At 62.4% G+C, this 16378-nt stretch carries 19 protein-coding genes and 1 tRNA gene; 5 read left to right on the top strand and 15 right to left on the bottom strand.

Annotated elements, in window-relative coordinates; genetic code table 11:
* The first annotated feature begins 53 nt into the window (after positions 1-53).
* From trxA (N8A98_RS09020) to N8A98_RS09010, 3 genes are all read left to right on the top strand, one after another.
* Complete coding sequence (trxA, locus tag N8A98_RS09020) at positions 54-377, top strand: thioredoxin (RefSeq protein ID WP_035099248.1); 324 nt, start codon at positions 54-56, stop codon at positions 375-377.
* Positions 378-550: 173 nt separating this feature from the next.
* Positions 551-874 (top strand): thioredoxin, encoded by a 324-nt coding sequence (gene trxA, locus N8A98_RS09015; protein ID WP_113123580.1) that lies wholly within the window; start codon positions 551-553, stop codon positions 872-874.
* Between the two features lie 113 nt (positions 875-987).
* Positions 988-2607, top strand: a complete 1620-nt coding sequence (locus N8A98_RS09010; RefSeq protein ID WP_390888831.1) for a glycoside hydrolase family 3 protein — start codon at positions 988-990, stop codon at positions 2605-2607.
* A 14-nt stretch (positions 2608-2621) separates the two neighbouring features.
* Here the strand turns inward: N8A98_RS09010 and N8A98_RS09005 are convergent, their stop codons facing one another.
* From N8A98_RS09005 to aroA, 15 genes are all read right to left on the bottom strand, one after another.
* Positions 2622-3914, bottom strand: a complete 1293-nt coding sequence (locus tag N8A98_RS09005; RefSeq protein WP_262170772.1) for a bifunctional folylpolyglutamate synthase/dihydrofolate synthase — start codon at positions 3912-3914, stop codon at positions 2622-2624.
* A 78-nt stretch (positions 3915-3992) separates the two neighbouring features.
* Positions 3993-4451, bottom strand: coding sequence for a preQ(1) synthase (gene queF, locus N8A98_RS09000; RefSeq protein WP_262170770.1), 459 nt, complete (start codon positions 4449-4451; stop codon positions 3993-3995).
* Between the two features lie 118 nt (positions 4452-4569).
* Complete coding sequence (gene accD, locus N8A98_RS08995; RefSeq protein WP_113123518.1) at positions 4570-5544, bottom strand: acetyl-CoA carboxylase, carboxyltransferase subunit beta; 975 nt, start codon at positions 5542-5544, stop codon at positions 4570-4572.
* Positions 5545-5779: 235 nt separating this feature from the next.
* Positions 5780-6601, bottom strand: coding sequence for a tryptophan synthase subunit alpha (trpA, locus tag N8A98_RS08990; protein ID WP_262170768.1), 822 nt, complete (start codon positions 6599-6601; stop codon positions 5780-5782).
* A gap of 2 nt (positions 6602-6603) precedes the next feature.
* Positions 6604-7815, bottom strand: coding sequence for a tryptophan synthase subunit beta (gene trpB / locus N8A98_RS08985; protein WP_262170766.1), 1212 nt, complete (start codon positions 7813-7815; stop codon positions 6604-6606).
* Positions 7816-7872: 57 nt separating this feature from the next.
* Positions 7873-8520 carry a phosphoribosylanthranilate isomerase gene (locus N8A98_RS08980; RefSeq protein ID WP_262170764.1) on the bottom strand — a complete coding sequence of 216 codons (648 nt, stop codon included), beginning with the start codon at positions 8518-8520 and terminating at the stop codon, positions 7873-7875.
* Positions 8521-8527: 7 nt separating this feature from the next.
* Positions 8528-8893, bottom strand: coding sequence for a lipopolysaccharide assembly protein LapA domain-containing protein (locus tag N8A98_RS08975; protein ID WP_262170762.1), 366 nt, complete (start codon positions 8891-8893; stop codon positions 8528-8530).
* Between the two features lie 30 nt (positions 8894-8923).
* A complete protein-coding gene (locus tag N8A98_RS08970) occupies positions 8924-9205 on the bottom strand; it encodes an integration host factor subunit beta (RefSeq protein WP_035099264.1) in 282 nt (93 codons plus the stop codon).
* 37 nt (positions 9206-9242) lie between these two features.
* A complete protein-coding gene (gene sppA, locus N8A98_RS08965; RefSeq protein WP_262170756.1) occupies positions 9243-10208 on the bottom strand; it encodes a signal peptide peptidase SppA in 966 nt (321 codons plus the stop codon).
* 63 nt (positions 10209-10271) lie between these two features.
* Positions 10272-10604, bottom strand: coding sequence for a BrnA antitoxin family protein (locus N8A98_RS08960; protein WP_262170754.1), 333 nt, complete (start codon positions 10602-10604; stop codon positions 10272-10274).
* Complete coding sequence (locus N8A98_RS08955; protein WP_262170752.1) at positions 10576-10875, bottom strand: BrnT family toxin; 300 nt, start codon at positions 10873-10875, stop codon at positions 10576-10578. The genes N8A98_RS08960 and N8A98_RS08955 overlap by 29 nt, the downstream gene beginning before the upstream one ends.
* 46 nt (positions 10876-10921) lie before the next feature.
* Positions 10922-11425 (bottom strand): GNAT family N-acetyltransferase, encoded by a 504-nt coding sequence (locus tag N8A98_RS08950; RefSeq protein WP_262170751.1) that lies wholly within the window; start codon positions 11423-11425, stop codon positions 10922-10924.
* A gap of 71 nt (positions 11426-11496) precedes the next feature.
* Positions 11497-13218 (bottom strand): 30S ribosomal protein S1, encoded by a 1722-nt coding sequence (rpsA, locus tag N8A98_RS08945; protein WP_113123524.1) that lies wholly within the window; start codon positions 13216-13218, stop codon positions 11497-11499.
* 218 nt (positions 13219-13436) lie between these two features.
* A complete protein-coding gene (locus N8A98_RS08940; RefSeq protein ID WP_262170747.1) occupies positions 13437-14078 on the bottom strand; it encodes a (d)CMP kinase in 642 nt (213 codons plus the stop codon).
* A 107-nt stretch (positions 14079-14185) separates the two neighbouring features.
* Positions 14186-15535 (bottom strand): 3-phosphoshikimate 1-carboxyvinyltransferase, encoded by a 1350-nt coding sequence (aroA, locus tag N8A98_RS08935; RefSeq protein ID WP_315974541.1) that lies wholly within the window; start codon positions 15533-15535, stop codon positions 14186-14188.
* A gap of 179 nt (positions 15536-15714) precedes the next feature.
* On the opposite strand from aroA, the gene N8A98_RS08930 reads away from it, so the two are divergent.
* Together N8A98_RS08930 and N8A98_RS08925 are read left to right on the top strand one after the other, a co-directional pair.
* Positions 15715-16119, top strand: a complete 405-nt coding sequence (locus tag N8A98_RS08930; protein ID WP_113123526.1) for a TIGR02300 family protein — start codon at positions 15715-15717, stop codon at positions 16117-16119.
* Positions 16120-16259: 140 nt separating this feature from the next.
* A tRNA-Ala gene (locus tag N8A98_RS08925) sits at positions 16260-16335 on the top strand.
* The last annotated feature ends 43 nt before the right edge of the window (positions 16336-16378 follow it).

Raw genomic sequence — 16378 nt, 5'->3', positions numbered from 1 at the left:
CCAGCTTTGGGAGCAATGAGACCACCGCTTTCAACCAAAAGGCAACTTAACCCATGACTACACACGTTTCCGACGCCAATTTTGGCGAGGAAGTCCTTAACTCCAAAGAGCCCGTTCTCGTGGATTTCTGGGCGGAGTGGTGCGGGCCGTGCCGCGCGATCGCACCTGTGCTCGATGAGCTTTCGAGCGAACTGGCCGGCAAGGTCAAGATCGTCAAGCTGAACATCGACGAAAACCCCTCCACCACCGTCAAATACGGCGTTCGCTCCATCCCCACCATGATCCTGTTCAAGGGCGGGGAAGCTGCCGACATGAAGATCGGCGCGGGCACGCCCAAGGCCGGCCTGACCAAGTGGCTCGAAGGCCACGCGGCCTAAGACCGTCCATTCAAGAATTGCAGAACACCGCTGGGGCGACCCGGCGGTGTTTTTGTTTGTGACATCGCCCGCGCAAAGACTTTCCTCGCCCCGGTGCGCACTACATTTTGTATGCCTTTCCATGGCGGCCGACTCTCTATAGTATTCATCGTCCTTTACCGATGGAGACGATCATGGCCCACCACGTTACCGATGCCAACTTTGCCGCCGAAGTGCTGAATTCCAGCGAGCCGGTGCTGGTGGATTTCTGGGCGGAATGGTGTGGTCCCTGCAAGGCGATGGACCCGATCCTGGAACAGGTCGCGCTCGATCTGGCCGGCAAGGTCAAGATCGTCAAGCTCGACGTCGACAGCAATCCCAGCACCGTGACGCAATATCATGTGCGTGCCATGCCCACGATGATCGTGTTCAAGGACGGCCAGCCGACCGATGTGAAAGTGGGCGCCGGCCAGTCGCGCGCGCAGCTGATCAAGTGGCTGGAGAGCCACGCCGCCTGATTGGCTGATATCACCGGGCCTGATAGTCTCTCCCCCATAAGAAGACTTGGGAGGAGAGGTCTGTGGCCCCTGTCGATCTCGCTGCTGCCCCGTTCAATCTCGACGACGAAGCCATGGCGTGGGTGCATGCCACCCGCGACGGCCTGACCCCGCGCGACAAGCTGGCCCAGCTCTTCGTGCTCTTGGCGCGGGGCGAGCCCGGCGAGGTGCTCGAGCAATTGCGCGCCTTCAAGCCCGGCGGCATTACCAGGGTCTATTCGGGCGATCTCGCTAGCGAAGTGACATTGGCGCAGGGCCTCAACGGCATCGGCGCCGTGCCCATGCTGGTCAGCGCCGATCTCGAAGGCAGCCGCATGAGCCTGCCCTTCGGCACGCCCGTGCCCAATCCGCTGGGGCTGGCGGCGGTGGACGATGTGGAAGCGACCACCGCCATTTCCACCATCATGGCGCAGGAAGCCCATGCCGTGGGGCTCAATTGGAGCTTTACCCCCGTCATCGATATCAATGCGGCCTTCCGCAGCGCCATCGTGGGCACCCGCTCCTATGGCAGCGATGTGGACCGCATCGAGCGCCATGCGCTGGCCCAGATCGCCGCCTTCCAGGCCAATGGCGTCGCCGCTACGGTCAAGCATTGGCCCGGCGAAGGCTATGACGATCGTGACCAGCATCTGGTGACCACGGTCAATCCGCTGACCATGAAGGCTTGGGAGAGCAATTTCGGCCGGCTCTACCGCGCCGCCATCAAGGCGGGTGTAATGAGCGTGATGTCCGCCCATATCGCCTTCCCCGCCTTTGTGCGGGCGCTTGATCCCGATGCGGGCGCCGAGGCCTATCGGCCGGCTTCGCTGAGCCGGATTTTGAACGAGGATCTGTTGCGGCGCGAGCTGGGGTTCAACGGCCTCATCGTTTCCGACGCTACACCCATGGCTGGCATGGGCGATTGGGGGCCGCGCGACAGTGTCCTGCCCGAGGTGATCATTGCCGGCTGCGACGTGATCCTCTTTTCGGACGATCCCAATGCCGATCTGATGCGGCTGGTCAAAGCCGTGGCCGACGGCCGGTTGAGCCAGGAGCGCGTGGACGAAGCGGTGACACGGGTGCTGGGACTCAAGGCCGCGCTGGGACTGCATCGCAATCCCACCCTGCCCAGCCTTGCCGCTGCCCAGCAGGTGGTGGGCAGCCAGGCCAATCGAATTACCGCCGAAGCTGTGCACAAGCGGGTGCCGACCCTGGTCAAGGACGTGGCCGGACTGCTGCCGCTGTCACCGGCCAGGCACAAGCGCGTACTGGTGTTTTCCGGTGGGGCGATCATTCCCTTCGTGCCGCAGCCATTGCCGCTCAGCGTGCCGGAGCGGCTGGATCGCGAGGGTTTCTCCGTCACCCTGTTCGAGCCCGGCATGAGCGTCAGCCCCAAGGATTTTGACCTCGTGCTCTATCTCTTTGCCGAGGAAACCGTGCTGACGCGCAGCCGCATTTTCCTCGATTGGGTCAAGCTCACCGGCAGCGTCTTCGACGGCATGGCGCGCTATTGGCACGACCTGCCCACGCTGATGATCAGCTTCGGCTACCCCTACTACCTCTACGACGCGCCGCGCGTACCCACCTATGTCAACGCCTATGGCTCCAGCGAGGCGCTACAGGCAGCTGTTGTCGAGGCGCTCATGGGCCGTACGGAATTCGCTGGAACGAGCCCGGTAGACCCGTTCTGCGGCAGCGAGCAGGGCAAGTATTGAGGCGGGGCTGCAGCTTACTCCGGGAACGTCCCGTTCTTGAGCAACACCTGCCCCGCCAGATAGAGCGAACCCGAGATCACCACCCGGGCATTTGGCGTCGTGGCGGCTGATTTGAGCGCTGCCTGGATCGATCGCGCGGGCGTCGCATTGAACCCGGCCTTGTTAGCCTCGTCGGCAATGTAACCAGCGTCATGAGCATTGGTCTCGCCGGGAATGGTGAGCGTGATGATGCGCTCGGCCATGCCGGCAAAGGGCGCCAGCACCGCGCTGGGCGAGCGGGTGTTCATCATGCCCATGATCAGTACCAGCGGCGTGGGGCGGGCCCGCTCCATATCGGCCAGCGCCCGGGCGAGGGCGCGGGTGCCATGGGCATTGTGGCCGCCATCGAGCCAGAGTTCGGCGCCGGGGCCGAGCAGATCGCGCAGCTTGCCGGCGACCGGGGAGAGCCGCGCCGGCCAGTTGACATCGCCCAATCCCTTGGCAATGGCGGATTCATCGACCGGCAGGCCGAAATGGCGGATGGCGGCGATGGCGACGCCGGCATTTTCGAATTGATGATTGCCCACCAGCTTGGGCGGCGGCAGATCGAGCAAGCCTGCTTCATCCTGATAGATCAGGCGCCCATCCTGAGCGAAAGCGTCGAAATCCTGCCCGCCGACAAAGGGCACGACACCCAGCTTTGCGGCGACGCGATTGATCGAGGCCAGCCCCTCATCGGCCTGCCGGGCGACCACCGCAAGCGCGCCGCGCTTCATGATATTGGCTTTTTCGACCGCAATCTTGCCGATCGTATTGCCGAGGAACGCCATGTGGTCGAGATCGACCGGGGTAATGATGATGCCCAGCGGGTGTTCGACCACATTGGTCGTGTCATAGGTGCCGCCCATGCCCACTTCGAGCAGCAGATAATCCGCCTTGATCTCGGAAAACAGCACGAAGGCGGCCGCGGTGGTCACCTCGAAATAGGTGATGGGTTGGCCGGCATTGACCTGTTCGACCCGCTCCAGCACTTCATTGAGCCGGCGGGTGGACACCAGCTTGCCGGCCAGCCGAATGCGCTCGTTAAAGCGCACCAGATGGGGCGAGGTATAGACATGCACCGACTTGCCCGCGGCTTCCAGCATGGCCCGCAGATAGGCGATGGTGGAACCCTTGCCATTGGTGCCGGCGACATGGATGACCGGCGGCATCCGGTCATGCGGGCGGCCCAATTCCTCGAGCAGGCGATTGAGCCGCTCCAGGCTGAGATCGATCAGCTTGGGATGCAGCACCGAAAGGCGCTTTAGGATGGCGTCGGTACGGGACATGGGGCGGACTCAATTGCGGCACGGGATCAGCCGGGCCGGTGTACAATGGGTCGGGCTGGGCCTCAAGGGCGGCGTGGGCTAGCCGCGGCCGCGATAGGAGGGCACGCCGGTATCGGGCAGCCAGATGCCATCGGGCGGGGTGCCGGTCTGCCAGAACACATCGATGGGAATGCCGCCGCGCGGATACCAATAGCCCCCGATGCGCAGCCAGCGGGGGTCAAGCAGCGCCACCAGCCGGCGGCCGATCGAGACGGTGCAATCCTCGTGAAAGGCGCCGTGATTGCGGAACGAGGTCAGATAGAGCTTGAGCGATTTGGATTCGACCAGCCAATCGCCGGGCACATAGTCGATGACCAGATGGGCGAAATCGGGCTGGCCGGTCACCGGGCAGAGCGAGGTGAATTCGGGCGCGGTGAAGCGGGACACGTAATTGGTGTCGGCTTGCGGATTGGGCACGCGTTCGAGGATCGCCGCCTCGGGGGAGGCGGGAATGCCGGAATTCTGGCCAAGCTGGGTGAGATTGAGACTATCGGACATCAAGGTTTCTCCTGCGGACAGGCAACACAGACCTGCGCGGGTCCTCGAATAGACGCTCGCGGCGCATAAAAAAAGGCCGGTCGCCATGGACCGGCCCTTTCAAACTTAAATGCCAAAGTTATTCGGCGTGGGCGGCGCTGGGCGCGGCCAGATCGCCATCATCGCCTTCGGCGGCAATCGCCGCATCACGCAGGCTGACGGCGGGCAGGGCCGGCGCGGTGCCGGTCAATTCGGCAGTCGGCTCGGCGCGGGTCAGGATGCCGGCGAGCGAACCGATGGTGGAACGCAGATTGTGGCGGTGGACGACCATGTCGACCATGCCATGCTCATGCAGATATTCGGAGCGCTGGAAGCCCTTGGGCAGCTTTTCGCGGATGGTCTGCTCGATAATGCGGGCGCCGGCAAAGCCGATCCGGGCGCCCGGCTCGGCCAGATGCACATCGCCCAGCATGGCATAGGAGGCGGTGACGCCGCCGGTAGTGGGATCGGTGAAGACCACAAAGAAAGGCAGGCCCGCTTCGCGCAGGCGCAGCACGGCAACGGTGGTGCGCGGCATCTGCATCAGCGAGAAGATGCCTTCCTGCATGCGGGCGCCGCCGGAGGCGACGAACAGCACAAAGGGGGTCTTGCGGGTGACGGCGGTTTCAAGTCCGGTGATGATGCCCTGCCCGGCTGCCATGCCGAGCGAGCCGCCGATGAAATCGAAATCCTGCACGGCAACCGTGGTGTCGCGATCATAGAGCTTGCCGGTGGCGACGATGACGCTGTCATCATAGCCGGTCTTGGCGCGGCTTTCCTTGAGCCGGTCGGTATAGCGCTTCTGGTCGCGGAATTTGAGCGGATCGACCGGCACGGCGGGCACCGGCACGAGATCGTATTTGCCTTCGTCAAAGAAGGTCGCCAGGCGGTCAGCCGGCTTGATCTTCATGTGATAGCCCGAATTGGGCACCACCCACTGATTGGCCTCGAGATCGCGATAGAACACCATCTCGCCGGACTCAGGGTCCTTCACCCACAAATTCTCCGGCGTCTCGCGCTTGTTGGAGAGGAAGGAGCGGATTTTGGGGCGGACGAAATTGTCGATCCAGTTCATGGCGGCGGCCTTATCGGATGTCCTGTCGGGACAGGACGTAATGATCAATTGTGGCGATTATTATCAGGGCTGGCGCGGCATGGCAAAGCGGGGGTGGGGATAAGCTGGCTGGCTTCTTCCTTCTCCCCTTGTGGGAGAAGGTGGCGCGCAGCGCCGGATGAGGGGTCAGCGATGGGGAGAGACCCCCTCACCCGCCCTTCGGGCACCCTCTCCCACAAGGGGAGAGGGAAGAAGATCAGGCCCGCGCCCGCTTCACGCCGGCGGCCAGGCTTGCCACGATATCGCGGACAGCACTGACGGTCTGGTCAGTCGCCTTGCCATCGACCAGCGACTTGCCCACCGCATCGACCAGCACGGTGCCCACCACGATGCCATCGGCATGCTTCCCGATTTCGGCAGCGTCTTCGGCGGTCTTGATGCCGAAGCCGACCGCGACGGGCAGGTCGGTATGGCCCTTGATGCGATCGACGGCCTCGCCCACCGCGCCACGCGACTTGATGGCGGCGCCGGTAATGCCGTTCATCGAGACATAATAGACAAAGCCCGACGTGTTTTTGAGCACGGCAGGCAGGCGCTTGTCATCGGTGGTGGGCGTGGTGAGACGGATGAAATTGATGCCGGCCTTGAGGGCGGGAATGCAGAGTTCTTCGTCTTCCTCGGGCGGCAGATCGACGATGATGAGACCATCAACGCCCGCATCCTTGGCGGCGGCGACGAATTTATCGACGCCGAAAATGTAGATGGGATTGTAATAGCCCATCAGCACCACCGGGGTAGTTTCGTCCTTGCGGCGGAAATCCTCGACCATGCCGAGCACGCCGCGCAAGGTCTGCCCGGCGGCAAGCGCCCGCTGACCACCAAGCTGGATGGCAACGCCATCGGCCATGGGATCGGAAAAGGGCATGCCCAATTCGATCACATCGGCGCCGGCCTGCGGCAGGGCCTCGAAAATGGCCTGGCTGGTGGCCAGGTCCGGATCGCCGCCCATGACAAAGGTCACCAGAGCCGGACGGTTCTGGGCCTTGAGTTCGGCGAAACGCTTTTCAATACGCGACATGGCTAGAGCAGTCCCAGATAATTGCCGACGCTTTCGACATCCTTGTCGCCGCGCCCGGAGAGGCACAGCACCACGGACTGATCCTTGCTCATGGTCGGGGCCAGCTTGATGACTTCGGCCAGGCCATGCGCGGATTCGAGCGCAGGGATGATGCCTTCCATGCGGGTGCAGAGCTGGAAGGCGGCGAGCGCTTCATTGTCGGTAATGGGCACATAGGTGACGCGCTTGGTATCGTGCAGGAATGAATGTTCCGGGCCGACGCCGGGATAGTCGAGGCCGGCGGAGATGGAGTGGCCTTCCAGTATCTGGCCATCCTTGTCTTGCAGCAGATAAGTGCGGTTGCCATGCAGCACGCCGGGGGAACCGCCGGTCATGGAGGCGGCGTGGCCGTTTTCGACATCGACGCCATGCCCGCCCGCTTCGGCGCCATAGATGGCGACTTCCGGATTGTCGAGAAACGCGTGGAAGGTGCCGATGGCGTTGGAGCCGCCCCCGACACAGGCAACGATCGCGTCGGGCAGCTTGCCTTCGGCTTCCTGGAACTGCTCCTTGAGCTCGGTGCCGATCACCGATTGGAAATCGCGCACCATTTCGGGATAGGGATGCGGGCCGGCGGCAGTGCCGATCAGGTAATAGGTGGTGTCGACATTGGTGACCCAGTCGCGCAGCGCCTCGTTCATGGCGTCCTTGAGCGTGCCGGCGCCAGCGGTGACCGGACGCACTTCGGCGCCCAGCATTTTCATGCGCAACACATTGGGCTTTTGCCGCTCGACGTCGGTGGCGCCCATGAAAATGGTGCAGGGCAGATCGAATTTGGCACAGACCGTGGCCGTCGCCACGCCATGCTGGCCGGCGCCGGTTTCGGCGATGATGCGGGTCTTGCCCATGCGCTTGGCCAGCAGGATCTGGCCCAGGCAATTATTGATCTTGTGGGAGCCGGTATGGTTGAGCTCTTCACGCTTGAACCAGACCTTGGCACCGCCCAGATGCTCGGTGAGGCGCTTGGCGAAATAAAGCGGGCTGGGCCGGCCGGTATAGTGGACCGCCAGGTCCTTGAGTTCGGCCTGATAGGCAGGGTCAATCTTGGCGGCGCGGTATTGCTGCTCCAGATCAAGGATCAGCGGCATCAGGGTTTCAGCGACGAAACGGCCGCCATAGAGCCCGAAACGGCCATGCTCGTCCGGGCCGTTGCGCAGGGAATTGATGCCGTCCATGATGGTCCTCTCGATGCAACTCGACAGGCCAGCAGGTGGGTCTGTCAACGCGCCGTGTTAGCCGGCTGCCCGGGCGTTCCGAATGAACGCTTCGACCAGCCGCTTGTCCTTGACGCCGGGCGCCGATTCGACGCCGGAGGACACGTCGACCCCAAAGGGGCGCACGGTCGTGATGGCGTCGGCCACGGTTTGCGGCGTCAGGCCACCCGAAAGCATGAAGGGGATGGACGGGTCAAGCGCCTTGAGCAGGGACCAGTCGAAGGTTTCACCCAATCCACCGGGCCGATCGGCGCCTTTAGGCGGCTTGGCATCGACCAGAATGCGGTCGGCAACCTCGAGGAAGCCGGTCACCTGCGCCACATCTTCGGCCGAACCAATGGGCACCGCCTTCATGATTTCGACGCCCGCCTCGGCGCGGATGGCCGCGACACGATGCGGTGTCTCGGGGCCGTGCAGTTGGATCCAGTCGGGTCCCAAAGCCGCCACTTCGGCTACCGTACTATTGTCGGGATTGACCAGGACCACGCAGGTTTCCACTCGCCCACGGGCTGCCGAAATCAGCGTTGCGATGTCCTCGATGGAGACATGGCGGGGCGAACGCGGAAAATGCATGAAGCCCACCATGTCGGCCCCAGCCGCTATGGTGACGTCCAGCATTTCGGGGGTCTTGATGCCGCAGATTTTAATGATCAGGGGGTCGGCCATGGGTTGCTCAGCGGAGCTCCAAAAGGTCATCGACGTCGCTCAGCGGCCCGCCGGCTGGCGATTGGCCCTGGCTTTTGCGCACAGATTCGAGCTCGCTATTGAGCATATGGGCCTCGCGGCGCCAATGGCGCTCGCGCTGGCGGTGCTGGCCCTGGGCAAACCAGGTGGCAATGCCACCCAAGAGCACGCCCACCAGCAGCACCACATAGAGCACCACGAATAGCGGCACGCCATAGCCGGGCGTCGCCAATTGCTCGACCGGCACGAAGGGATTGAAATTGACGATCACGAATTGCCGATTGGCCAGGGCAAAGACAATCAGCACCAAACAAAGCGGCACCAGGACCAGCCAGCCGACAATCTTGTTGAGCATACTCGCTTTGCCTTGGGGCCGCTTGCCCGGTTACGAGCGGTTGAGCCGCTCGCGGATTTCCTTGCCCGCCTTGAATTGCGGCACGTATTTCTCGCCAACATCGACCTGCTCGCCGGTGCGCGGGTTGCGCCCGACGCGGGCCGGACGGTTCTTGACCGAAAAGGCGCCAAAGCCGCGCAACTCGACGCGGTCGCCCCGCGCCATGGCGTCCCCGATCTCATCGAGGATGGCATTGACGATATTTTCGATATCACGCTGGAACAGATGCGGATTTTCCGCCGCCAGTTTCTCGACGAGTTCCGACTTGATCATCCTTGGCTCCGGGTATGAGGCCGCTGCGCTCCGTGGGTCACGAGGCTGCGCCAACCTGCCAAAGCGAGACCAGCCCGTCAAGCGTGATGGCCCCATTCGCAGGCAAACCAAGCGCTGCAAGGGCTTGTCCGCCCAAAAAAGTGCCAATCCAGCCCAAGCTGGGGCTTTCCAGCGGCCAGGCAGTGACGATTTGCAGGTCCTTGGGCACGTCGCGTTCGGCCTCAAGCCAGGCCTGCGCTTCCAATTCGCCGCCAACCGCATCGATCAGGCCCGTTTCGACACCCACCCGACCGCTCATGATCCGGCCATCGGCCAGACCCAGCGCCACCGGCCGGGCCAGATTGCGCCGCTCGGCGACGATATCGACAAACCACTGAAAGCTGTCATCGACCAGGGCCCCGATCGAGGCGCGCACGTCGCCTACCATGGGCTCGTCATAATCGGGCTCGGCCTTGAGGGGACCGGAGGCGACTTTGTCGAGATCGACCCCGATCGTGTCGAGCAGCTTGCCGGCATTGATATGCTGGTAAAGCACGCCGATCGAGCCGACGATGGAGAGACGCCGGGCAAATATCTGATCGGTGCCGATGGCAGCCATATAGGCCGCCGAGGCGCCCAATTCCTTGATCACCGCAACGACCGGCTTTTTGGCCCGCAACTGGCCGAGCGCTTCGTAGAGCTCCTCGCCGCCCGCCGTGGTGCCGCCCGGCGAATTGATGGCAACGACCACCGCCTTGACGCTGTCATCCTCGGCCAATTCCTCGATCAGCTTGAGACGCGTCGGATCGGTGGCGATGGTGCCATCGATCACCACGCGGGCGATGTGTTCGCCCACCGGGGCATTAGAGAGGGCAAAGCGGCCGGCCAGGGCCAGAATGGCAATGGCCAACGCCACAAAAGCCAGAATGCGCCAGAACCCCCGCGAGCGCCGATAGGTCTCGGCGGCAATGACCTCATGCGGATTAACGGGATGGGATGGCTCTTCGATAGGCTGATCACTCATCGTCGCCTCGCAGGTTGAGTGACCGAAGGGGTAGCGAGCAGCGACAGGCTTGGCAAGACAGGATCAGCCGGCCTTCTTCTGCGCCCGTTTTTCCTGCGCCGTCACATAGGCCCGCAGCGCTTTGTTGATGTCGGTTTGGTAACCCTTGCCGTCCTTGGCATGGCGCTTGAACCAGTCGAGAATGTCGGCGTCGAGGCGGAGCGTAGTCTGCTGCTTCACCAGACGATACATCATGCCCCGCTTGGCATTTTTGAAGAACTCATCATCAAGTTCGGGAATATCGGAGAAATCGATCTCGCTATCGGGACGATCTGCCAATGCGTTGAGTTCGTCGATCTGATCCTGGGTCAGCGGCTTGCGCGTGTATCTAACGGTCTTTCCCTCGGTTTCGCTCATAACGCTTCCTTTCATCCTTATTGGCCGCTCGCGCCGATATTATCCGGACAGTCGAGACATTATCCCGATGCCGTTCGACATGAATCACAACGAGCACCGTCCATCCCTGCTGCCAGGAGCCGAGCGTCTTCCAGCGCTCCTCCCCGTCAACAAACTGGTCGAACTCGGTCAGCTCGAACGGATCGTCAAAAACCTCAATCGCCGTTTCAAAACGGAGCCCATGTTTGATCTTGTTGCTGCGGTTCTTGTCGTCATCCCACTCAAATTCCACGCGTTGCCCCCTCCGCGTCTACCCAAATGTAACTACAATTTTGTAACTACACAAGCCGCTTGACCATGAACCGAGCCGCGTCCTCATAGCTCAGCAGCTTTTCAGCCAGTTCGGGGGCCGGGAAAGGCCGAAAGCCGTGTTTGGTCCAGAACGGGATCGAGCCGTTGACCGCGACCAGGCTCATATTGGCAAAGCCTTGCGCACGGGCGTGGCGCTGGATGTCGCCGATGATCATGGCGGCAGCGCCCGTGCCGCGGGCCGCGGGGAGCAGGGCCAGGTCGTGGAGATAATAGGTATCGGCATCAGGCGGAATCGCACCCAGCAGCGCATTGAGCGCGGGCAGGGATTTGAAGCGCCAGGGATGGGAGAGAATATAACCCGAGGGGACGCCATCGAGTTCGAGCAGGCGCGTGCCATCGGGATAGAGTTGCTGGCGTTCGGCGAACACCGCCAGGTCCTCGGGAAAGCCGGGATGCACTTTTTCAGCGATCGCTTCGACCACGGGCAGATCGAGTGTGGTCAGGGGCCGCCAGTGCATTGCTTGTGTCATGGGGCTTCTTAAAGGCAAAAGGCCCGCACTGTGAAGTGCGGGCCCCTGCAGATTTGCAAAGCTAGGACGAATTACTTCTCGTCGCGGCCCTTGAGCGCAGCGCCCAGGATGTCGCCGAGCGAAGCGCCCGAATCGGACGAACCGTAATTGGCGACAGCTTCCTTTTCCTCGGCGATTTCGAGCGCCTTGATGGACAGCTGGATGCGGGACGTCTTGCGATCGTACTGGGTGACGCGTGCGTCGACCTTTTCGCCCTTGCTGAAACGCTCGGGACGCTGGTCGTTGCGATCGCGGCTGAGGTCAGCACGACGGATGAAGGCTGTCAGCTCGCTGTCGGCGATACGGACTTCAATGCCCCCATCGTTGACTTCGATCACGGTGCCGGTGACGACAGCGCCCTTGCGGATGCCGCCGGCTTCGCCAGCAGTGTCGCCCGAGGCAGCCGAAGCTTCGCCAGCGGAGAGCTGCTTGATGCCCAGGCTGATGCGTTCCTTTTCGACGTCAACATCGAGGACCTTGGCCGAAACCATGTCACCGCGGTTGTAGTCTTCCAGGGCCACTTCGCCCGACTTCTGCCAATCCAGATCGGACAGGTGAACCATGCCGTCCACATCGCCGTCGAGGCCGATGAACAGGCCGAATTCGGTCTTGTTCTTGACTTCGCCTTCGATGACGGAGCCGACGGGGAACTTCTCGGCGAAGGATTCCCACGGATTCTGCAGGGTCTGCTTGAGACCGAGCGAAATACGGCGCTTGTCGGGATCGACCTCGAGCACGACGACTTCGACTTCCTGGGAGGTCGAGACGATCTTGCCGGGGTGAACGTTCTTCTTGGTCCAGCTCATTTCCGAAACGTGGATCAGGCCTTCAATGCCCGGCTCCAGTTCGACGAACGCACCATAATCGGTGATGTTGGTCACGCGGCCGGTGAACTTGGCCTCGATCGGATACTTGGCTTCGATGCCATCCCACGGATCGGCCTGAAGCTGCTTCATGCCGAGCGAGATACGGTGGCTCTCGTGGTTGATGCGAACGATCTGGACCTTGATGGTCTCGCCGATCGTCAGCACTTCGGACGGGTGGTTCACCCGGCGCCATGCGATGTCGGTGACGTGCAGCAGGCCGTCAATACCGCCGAGATCAACGAACGCACCGTAATCGGTGATGTTCTTGACCACGCCGTCGACAACCTGGCCCTCTTCGAGCTGCTGGACGATTTCCGAACGCTGTTCGGCGCGCGATTCTTCGAGAATGGCACGACGCGACACGACGATATTGCCGCGGCGCTTGTCCATCTTCAGAATCTGGAACGGCTGCGGCACGTTCATGAGCGGCGCGATATCGCGGATTGGGCGGATATCGACCTGCGAACGGGGCAGGAAGGCAATGGCGCCTTCGAGGTCGACGGTGAAACCACCCTTGACCTGGTTGAAGATGGTGCCTTCAACGCGCTCATTGTTGTTGTACATTTCTTCGAGCTTGACCCAGCTCTCTTCGCGGCGGGCCTTCTCGCGCGACAGCACGGCTTCACCGGCAGCGTTTTCGACGCGGTCAACATAGACCTCGACGATCGAGCCAACCTGGATGGTGCCGTCACGGCCGGCCTGGCCGAATTCCTTGAGCGCGATGCGCCCTTCGGTCTTCAGACCAACGTCGATGATCGCCAGATCCTTTTCGATCGCGACCACGGTGCCCTTAACAACGGCGCCCTCAAGGGGTTCGTTGTCGATGAACGAGTCCATCAGCAGGGATTCAAAATCTTCTTTCGTCACAGTTTGCTGTGCCAAATTCATATCTCCAGTGCACCGGGGGCTTGAGGTTGAGACCGGAAACCCGCCATTCCGCAAATGCAAAATGCCGGCGCGCGAGCGCCTGATCGATGTCTATTGGGTATGTTTCCGGACCAAAGCTTGGCTGATTGGCGGGACCGAAACACGCAAGGAGGAAATTAAAGCTGACTAGAAGACGGTCACTCGAACCGCAAAAGTCTGCAACTTTTGCTGAGTGACCTCTAGAGCTTTGCCTTGTGCGCCATGGTCGTTTCGACAATCGCGATGGCTGCGCGGAGTGCGGCCTCTATATCGAGAAGCGTCGTATCGAGCAAGTGCGCGTCGTCAGCTTTATAGAATCCGCCATTGGGATTGGCCATGTCGCGGGCGTCCCGCTCTTCTATCTGGTGATAGAGGGCGTAGCGATCAACCTCCAAGCCGCGCGATTCCAGCTGGCGGGCGCGGCGCTCCATGCGGGCCTTGGAATCGGCCTGGATGAACAGTTTCACATCGGCATCGGGGCAGATATTGGTGCCGATATCGCGCCCATCGAGCACGGCGCCGCCGGGCTGGGTCGCAAAATTGCGCTGATAATCGAATAGAGCCGCCCGCACCGGCCCGATCACGGCGACCTTGCTGGCGAGTACGCCCGAACGGGCCGAGGTCAACTCAGTGACATCGGCCAGATGACTGGCGTCGAGCGCCCGCGCAGCGGCAATGGCGGCATCTTCGAAGCCGGGCTGGTCTTCCCAATCGGACACGGCGCGGCCGACAGCGCGATAGAGCAGACCGGTATCGAGATGCGGCAGGCCATAATGGCGGGCAAGGCCCGAGGCCAGCGTGCCCTTGCCGGAGGCGGCGGGTCCGTCAACGGCAATGATCATGGCAGCTCCCCTTGCATGCGCGTTTGTGCCTATTGGCTTTGGCATAATCACCGGCCGAAAAGAACCGGCAATCGGTAGAAATCCTCCTGCCGCGGCCGGCCAGCGCCCTACCCCGCCGAAAAGCTGGCGCCGACCGCGCTCAATGCGGTGACGAAGCCGGGGAAGCTGGCGGCGATGGGCCGCGCATCATCAATGGTGACAGGCGCCTTGCTGGCCAGCCCCAACACCAGAAAGCTCATGGCGATGCGGTGATCGTGGTGGGTGTCGACCTGCCCGCCACCCGGCACGGCGCCGACGCCCTTGACCAGCAATTGATCGCGGCCTTCAAGGCATTCAACGCCATTGGCGGCGAGCCCAGCTGCCGTTACCGCCAGACGATCGCATTCCTGCTCGCGCAGGGCGGCAATGCCTTCGATCATCGTTGAGCCATCGGCATAGGCCGCAGCGATCGCCAAGGCCGGAATATCGTCGAGCATGGCACCGGCATGGTCGGCCGTTACATGCACACCCCGCAGTCGCGAGGAGCGGACGCGCAGATCGGCGACATGCTCGCCCCCGGCCTCGCGCTGGTTGATGAAGGCGATATCGCCGCCCATTTCGAGCAAGGTATCGATCAGCCCGGTGCGGTTGGGATTGATCAGCACATTTTCGATCACGAGATCGGAGCCGGGTACGATCAGTGCCGCGACAATGGCATAGGCGGCCGAAGATGGGTCGCCCGGCACGATGACGCGGCGCGGCTTGAGTTCGGGCAGCCCCACCAGCGTGATGGTCGCGGCGCCGGCTTCGTCAAGAACCGTCGAAATCTGCGCACCGAAATCGGCCAGCAGCTTCTCGGTATGATCGCCAGTCGGCACCGGCTCGATGATGGTCGTGGTGCCAGGGCTGGCAAGACCCGCCAGCAGCAGCGCCGATTTGATCTGCTCGGACGGCGCCTTCATGGTGTAGCGGATCGGGGCGGGGGCCAGCGGTCCCTGAATGGCGATGGGCAGATGCCCGTCATCGCTCTCCAATACGCTCATGCCTGTAACAGCCAGCGCATCGAGCAAAGGCTGCATCGGTCGCCGGGTCAAGGTCGGCCCGCCGGTTAAATGGCTGATGAAGCGATAGGGCGCCAGCACACCCAGCATCAGGCGCACGCCCGTGCCGGCATTGCCGAAATCGAGCGGCGTGGCCGGCGCGAGCAAGCCATTGATCCCCAGACCATGCACATCGCAGCCGCCCTCATGCAGATCCACGACCGCACCCAGCGCGCGCAGAGCGTTTGCTGTGGACAGCACGTCCTCGGCCGCCAGCAGGCCTTCGATGCGCGTGCGGCCGACGGCCAGCGCCCCCAGGATCAGCGCGCGATGGGAAATCGCCTTGTCGCCGGGGGTGGAAAAGCGCCCGGAAAGCGGGGCAGCGCGCTGGGCGGAGAGCGGTTTGGCGTGCGGATCGGCGTCGGGCATGGCGGCCATGGGCTGGTTTGCGGCGGGGCGGGTTTAGCATGGCCCAGCCGCCCGAAGCCACCGCCGAGATGGCCGGCCGCCGTCGCGCCCGCATTTTCGGTTTGACAGGGGCCTGGTTTGCCCATAACCGGACTGACCGAAGCGGCGGCACCTGCCCCCCGCAAACCCAATCCCCACGAGGAACATCGATGGCCAGTTCCGAACGCGGCACCAAGCGGACCGATCCCGATACCGGGAAGAAGTTCTACGACCTCAACATGGACCCAATCGTCTCGCCCTATACCGGCAAGAGCTATCCGCGCTCGTATTTCGAGCAGCTGCTGGTCGGCAAGCCCTCCCCCGCCACCGCCCGCAAGGTGGATGACGAGGATGAGGTCGAGGAAGAAGAGGAAGTCGAGGACGTCGCAGCGCCCGAAATCGTCTCCCTGGAAGATGCCGATGCCGAAGAATCCGGCGACGAGGCCATTCCCGATACCGACGATGTCGAAGTCGACGAAGAACTCGGCGATGACGATGCCGACGTCTTCCTCGAGGAAGACGAGGACGAAGACGACGAGCTCGGCTTCGATGTCGGCGGCGACGAAGACCGCTGATTTCAAACCACTTTTCCGCCGGATTCATAAAAAATCCGGCGGGACAAAAAAGTGTCAAATAGGCACTTGCATGGGGGCGGATCATCCAATAGGTTCCGCCTCGCTCCGGACGGGTTAGCCCTTCTGGAACCCACCAAAATGGGGCCTTAGCTCAGCTGGGAGAGCGCTTGCATGGCATGCAAGAGGTCAGCGGTTCGATCCCGCTAGGCTCCACCATTTCCTGAAATTGTTCCGCATCGCACTGGCAGGTCCCTTGAGG

It is taken from the genome of Devosia neptuniae, assembly GCF_025452235.1.
Classification (GTDB): domain Bacteria; phylum Pseudomonadota; class Alphaproteobacteria; order Rhizobiales; family Devosiaceae; genus Devosia.
The sequence above is the reverse complement of the archived record's forward strand: the minus strand, read 5'-3'. Positions and strand labels throughout refer to the sequence as shown.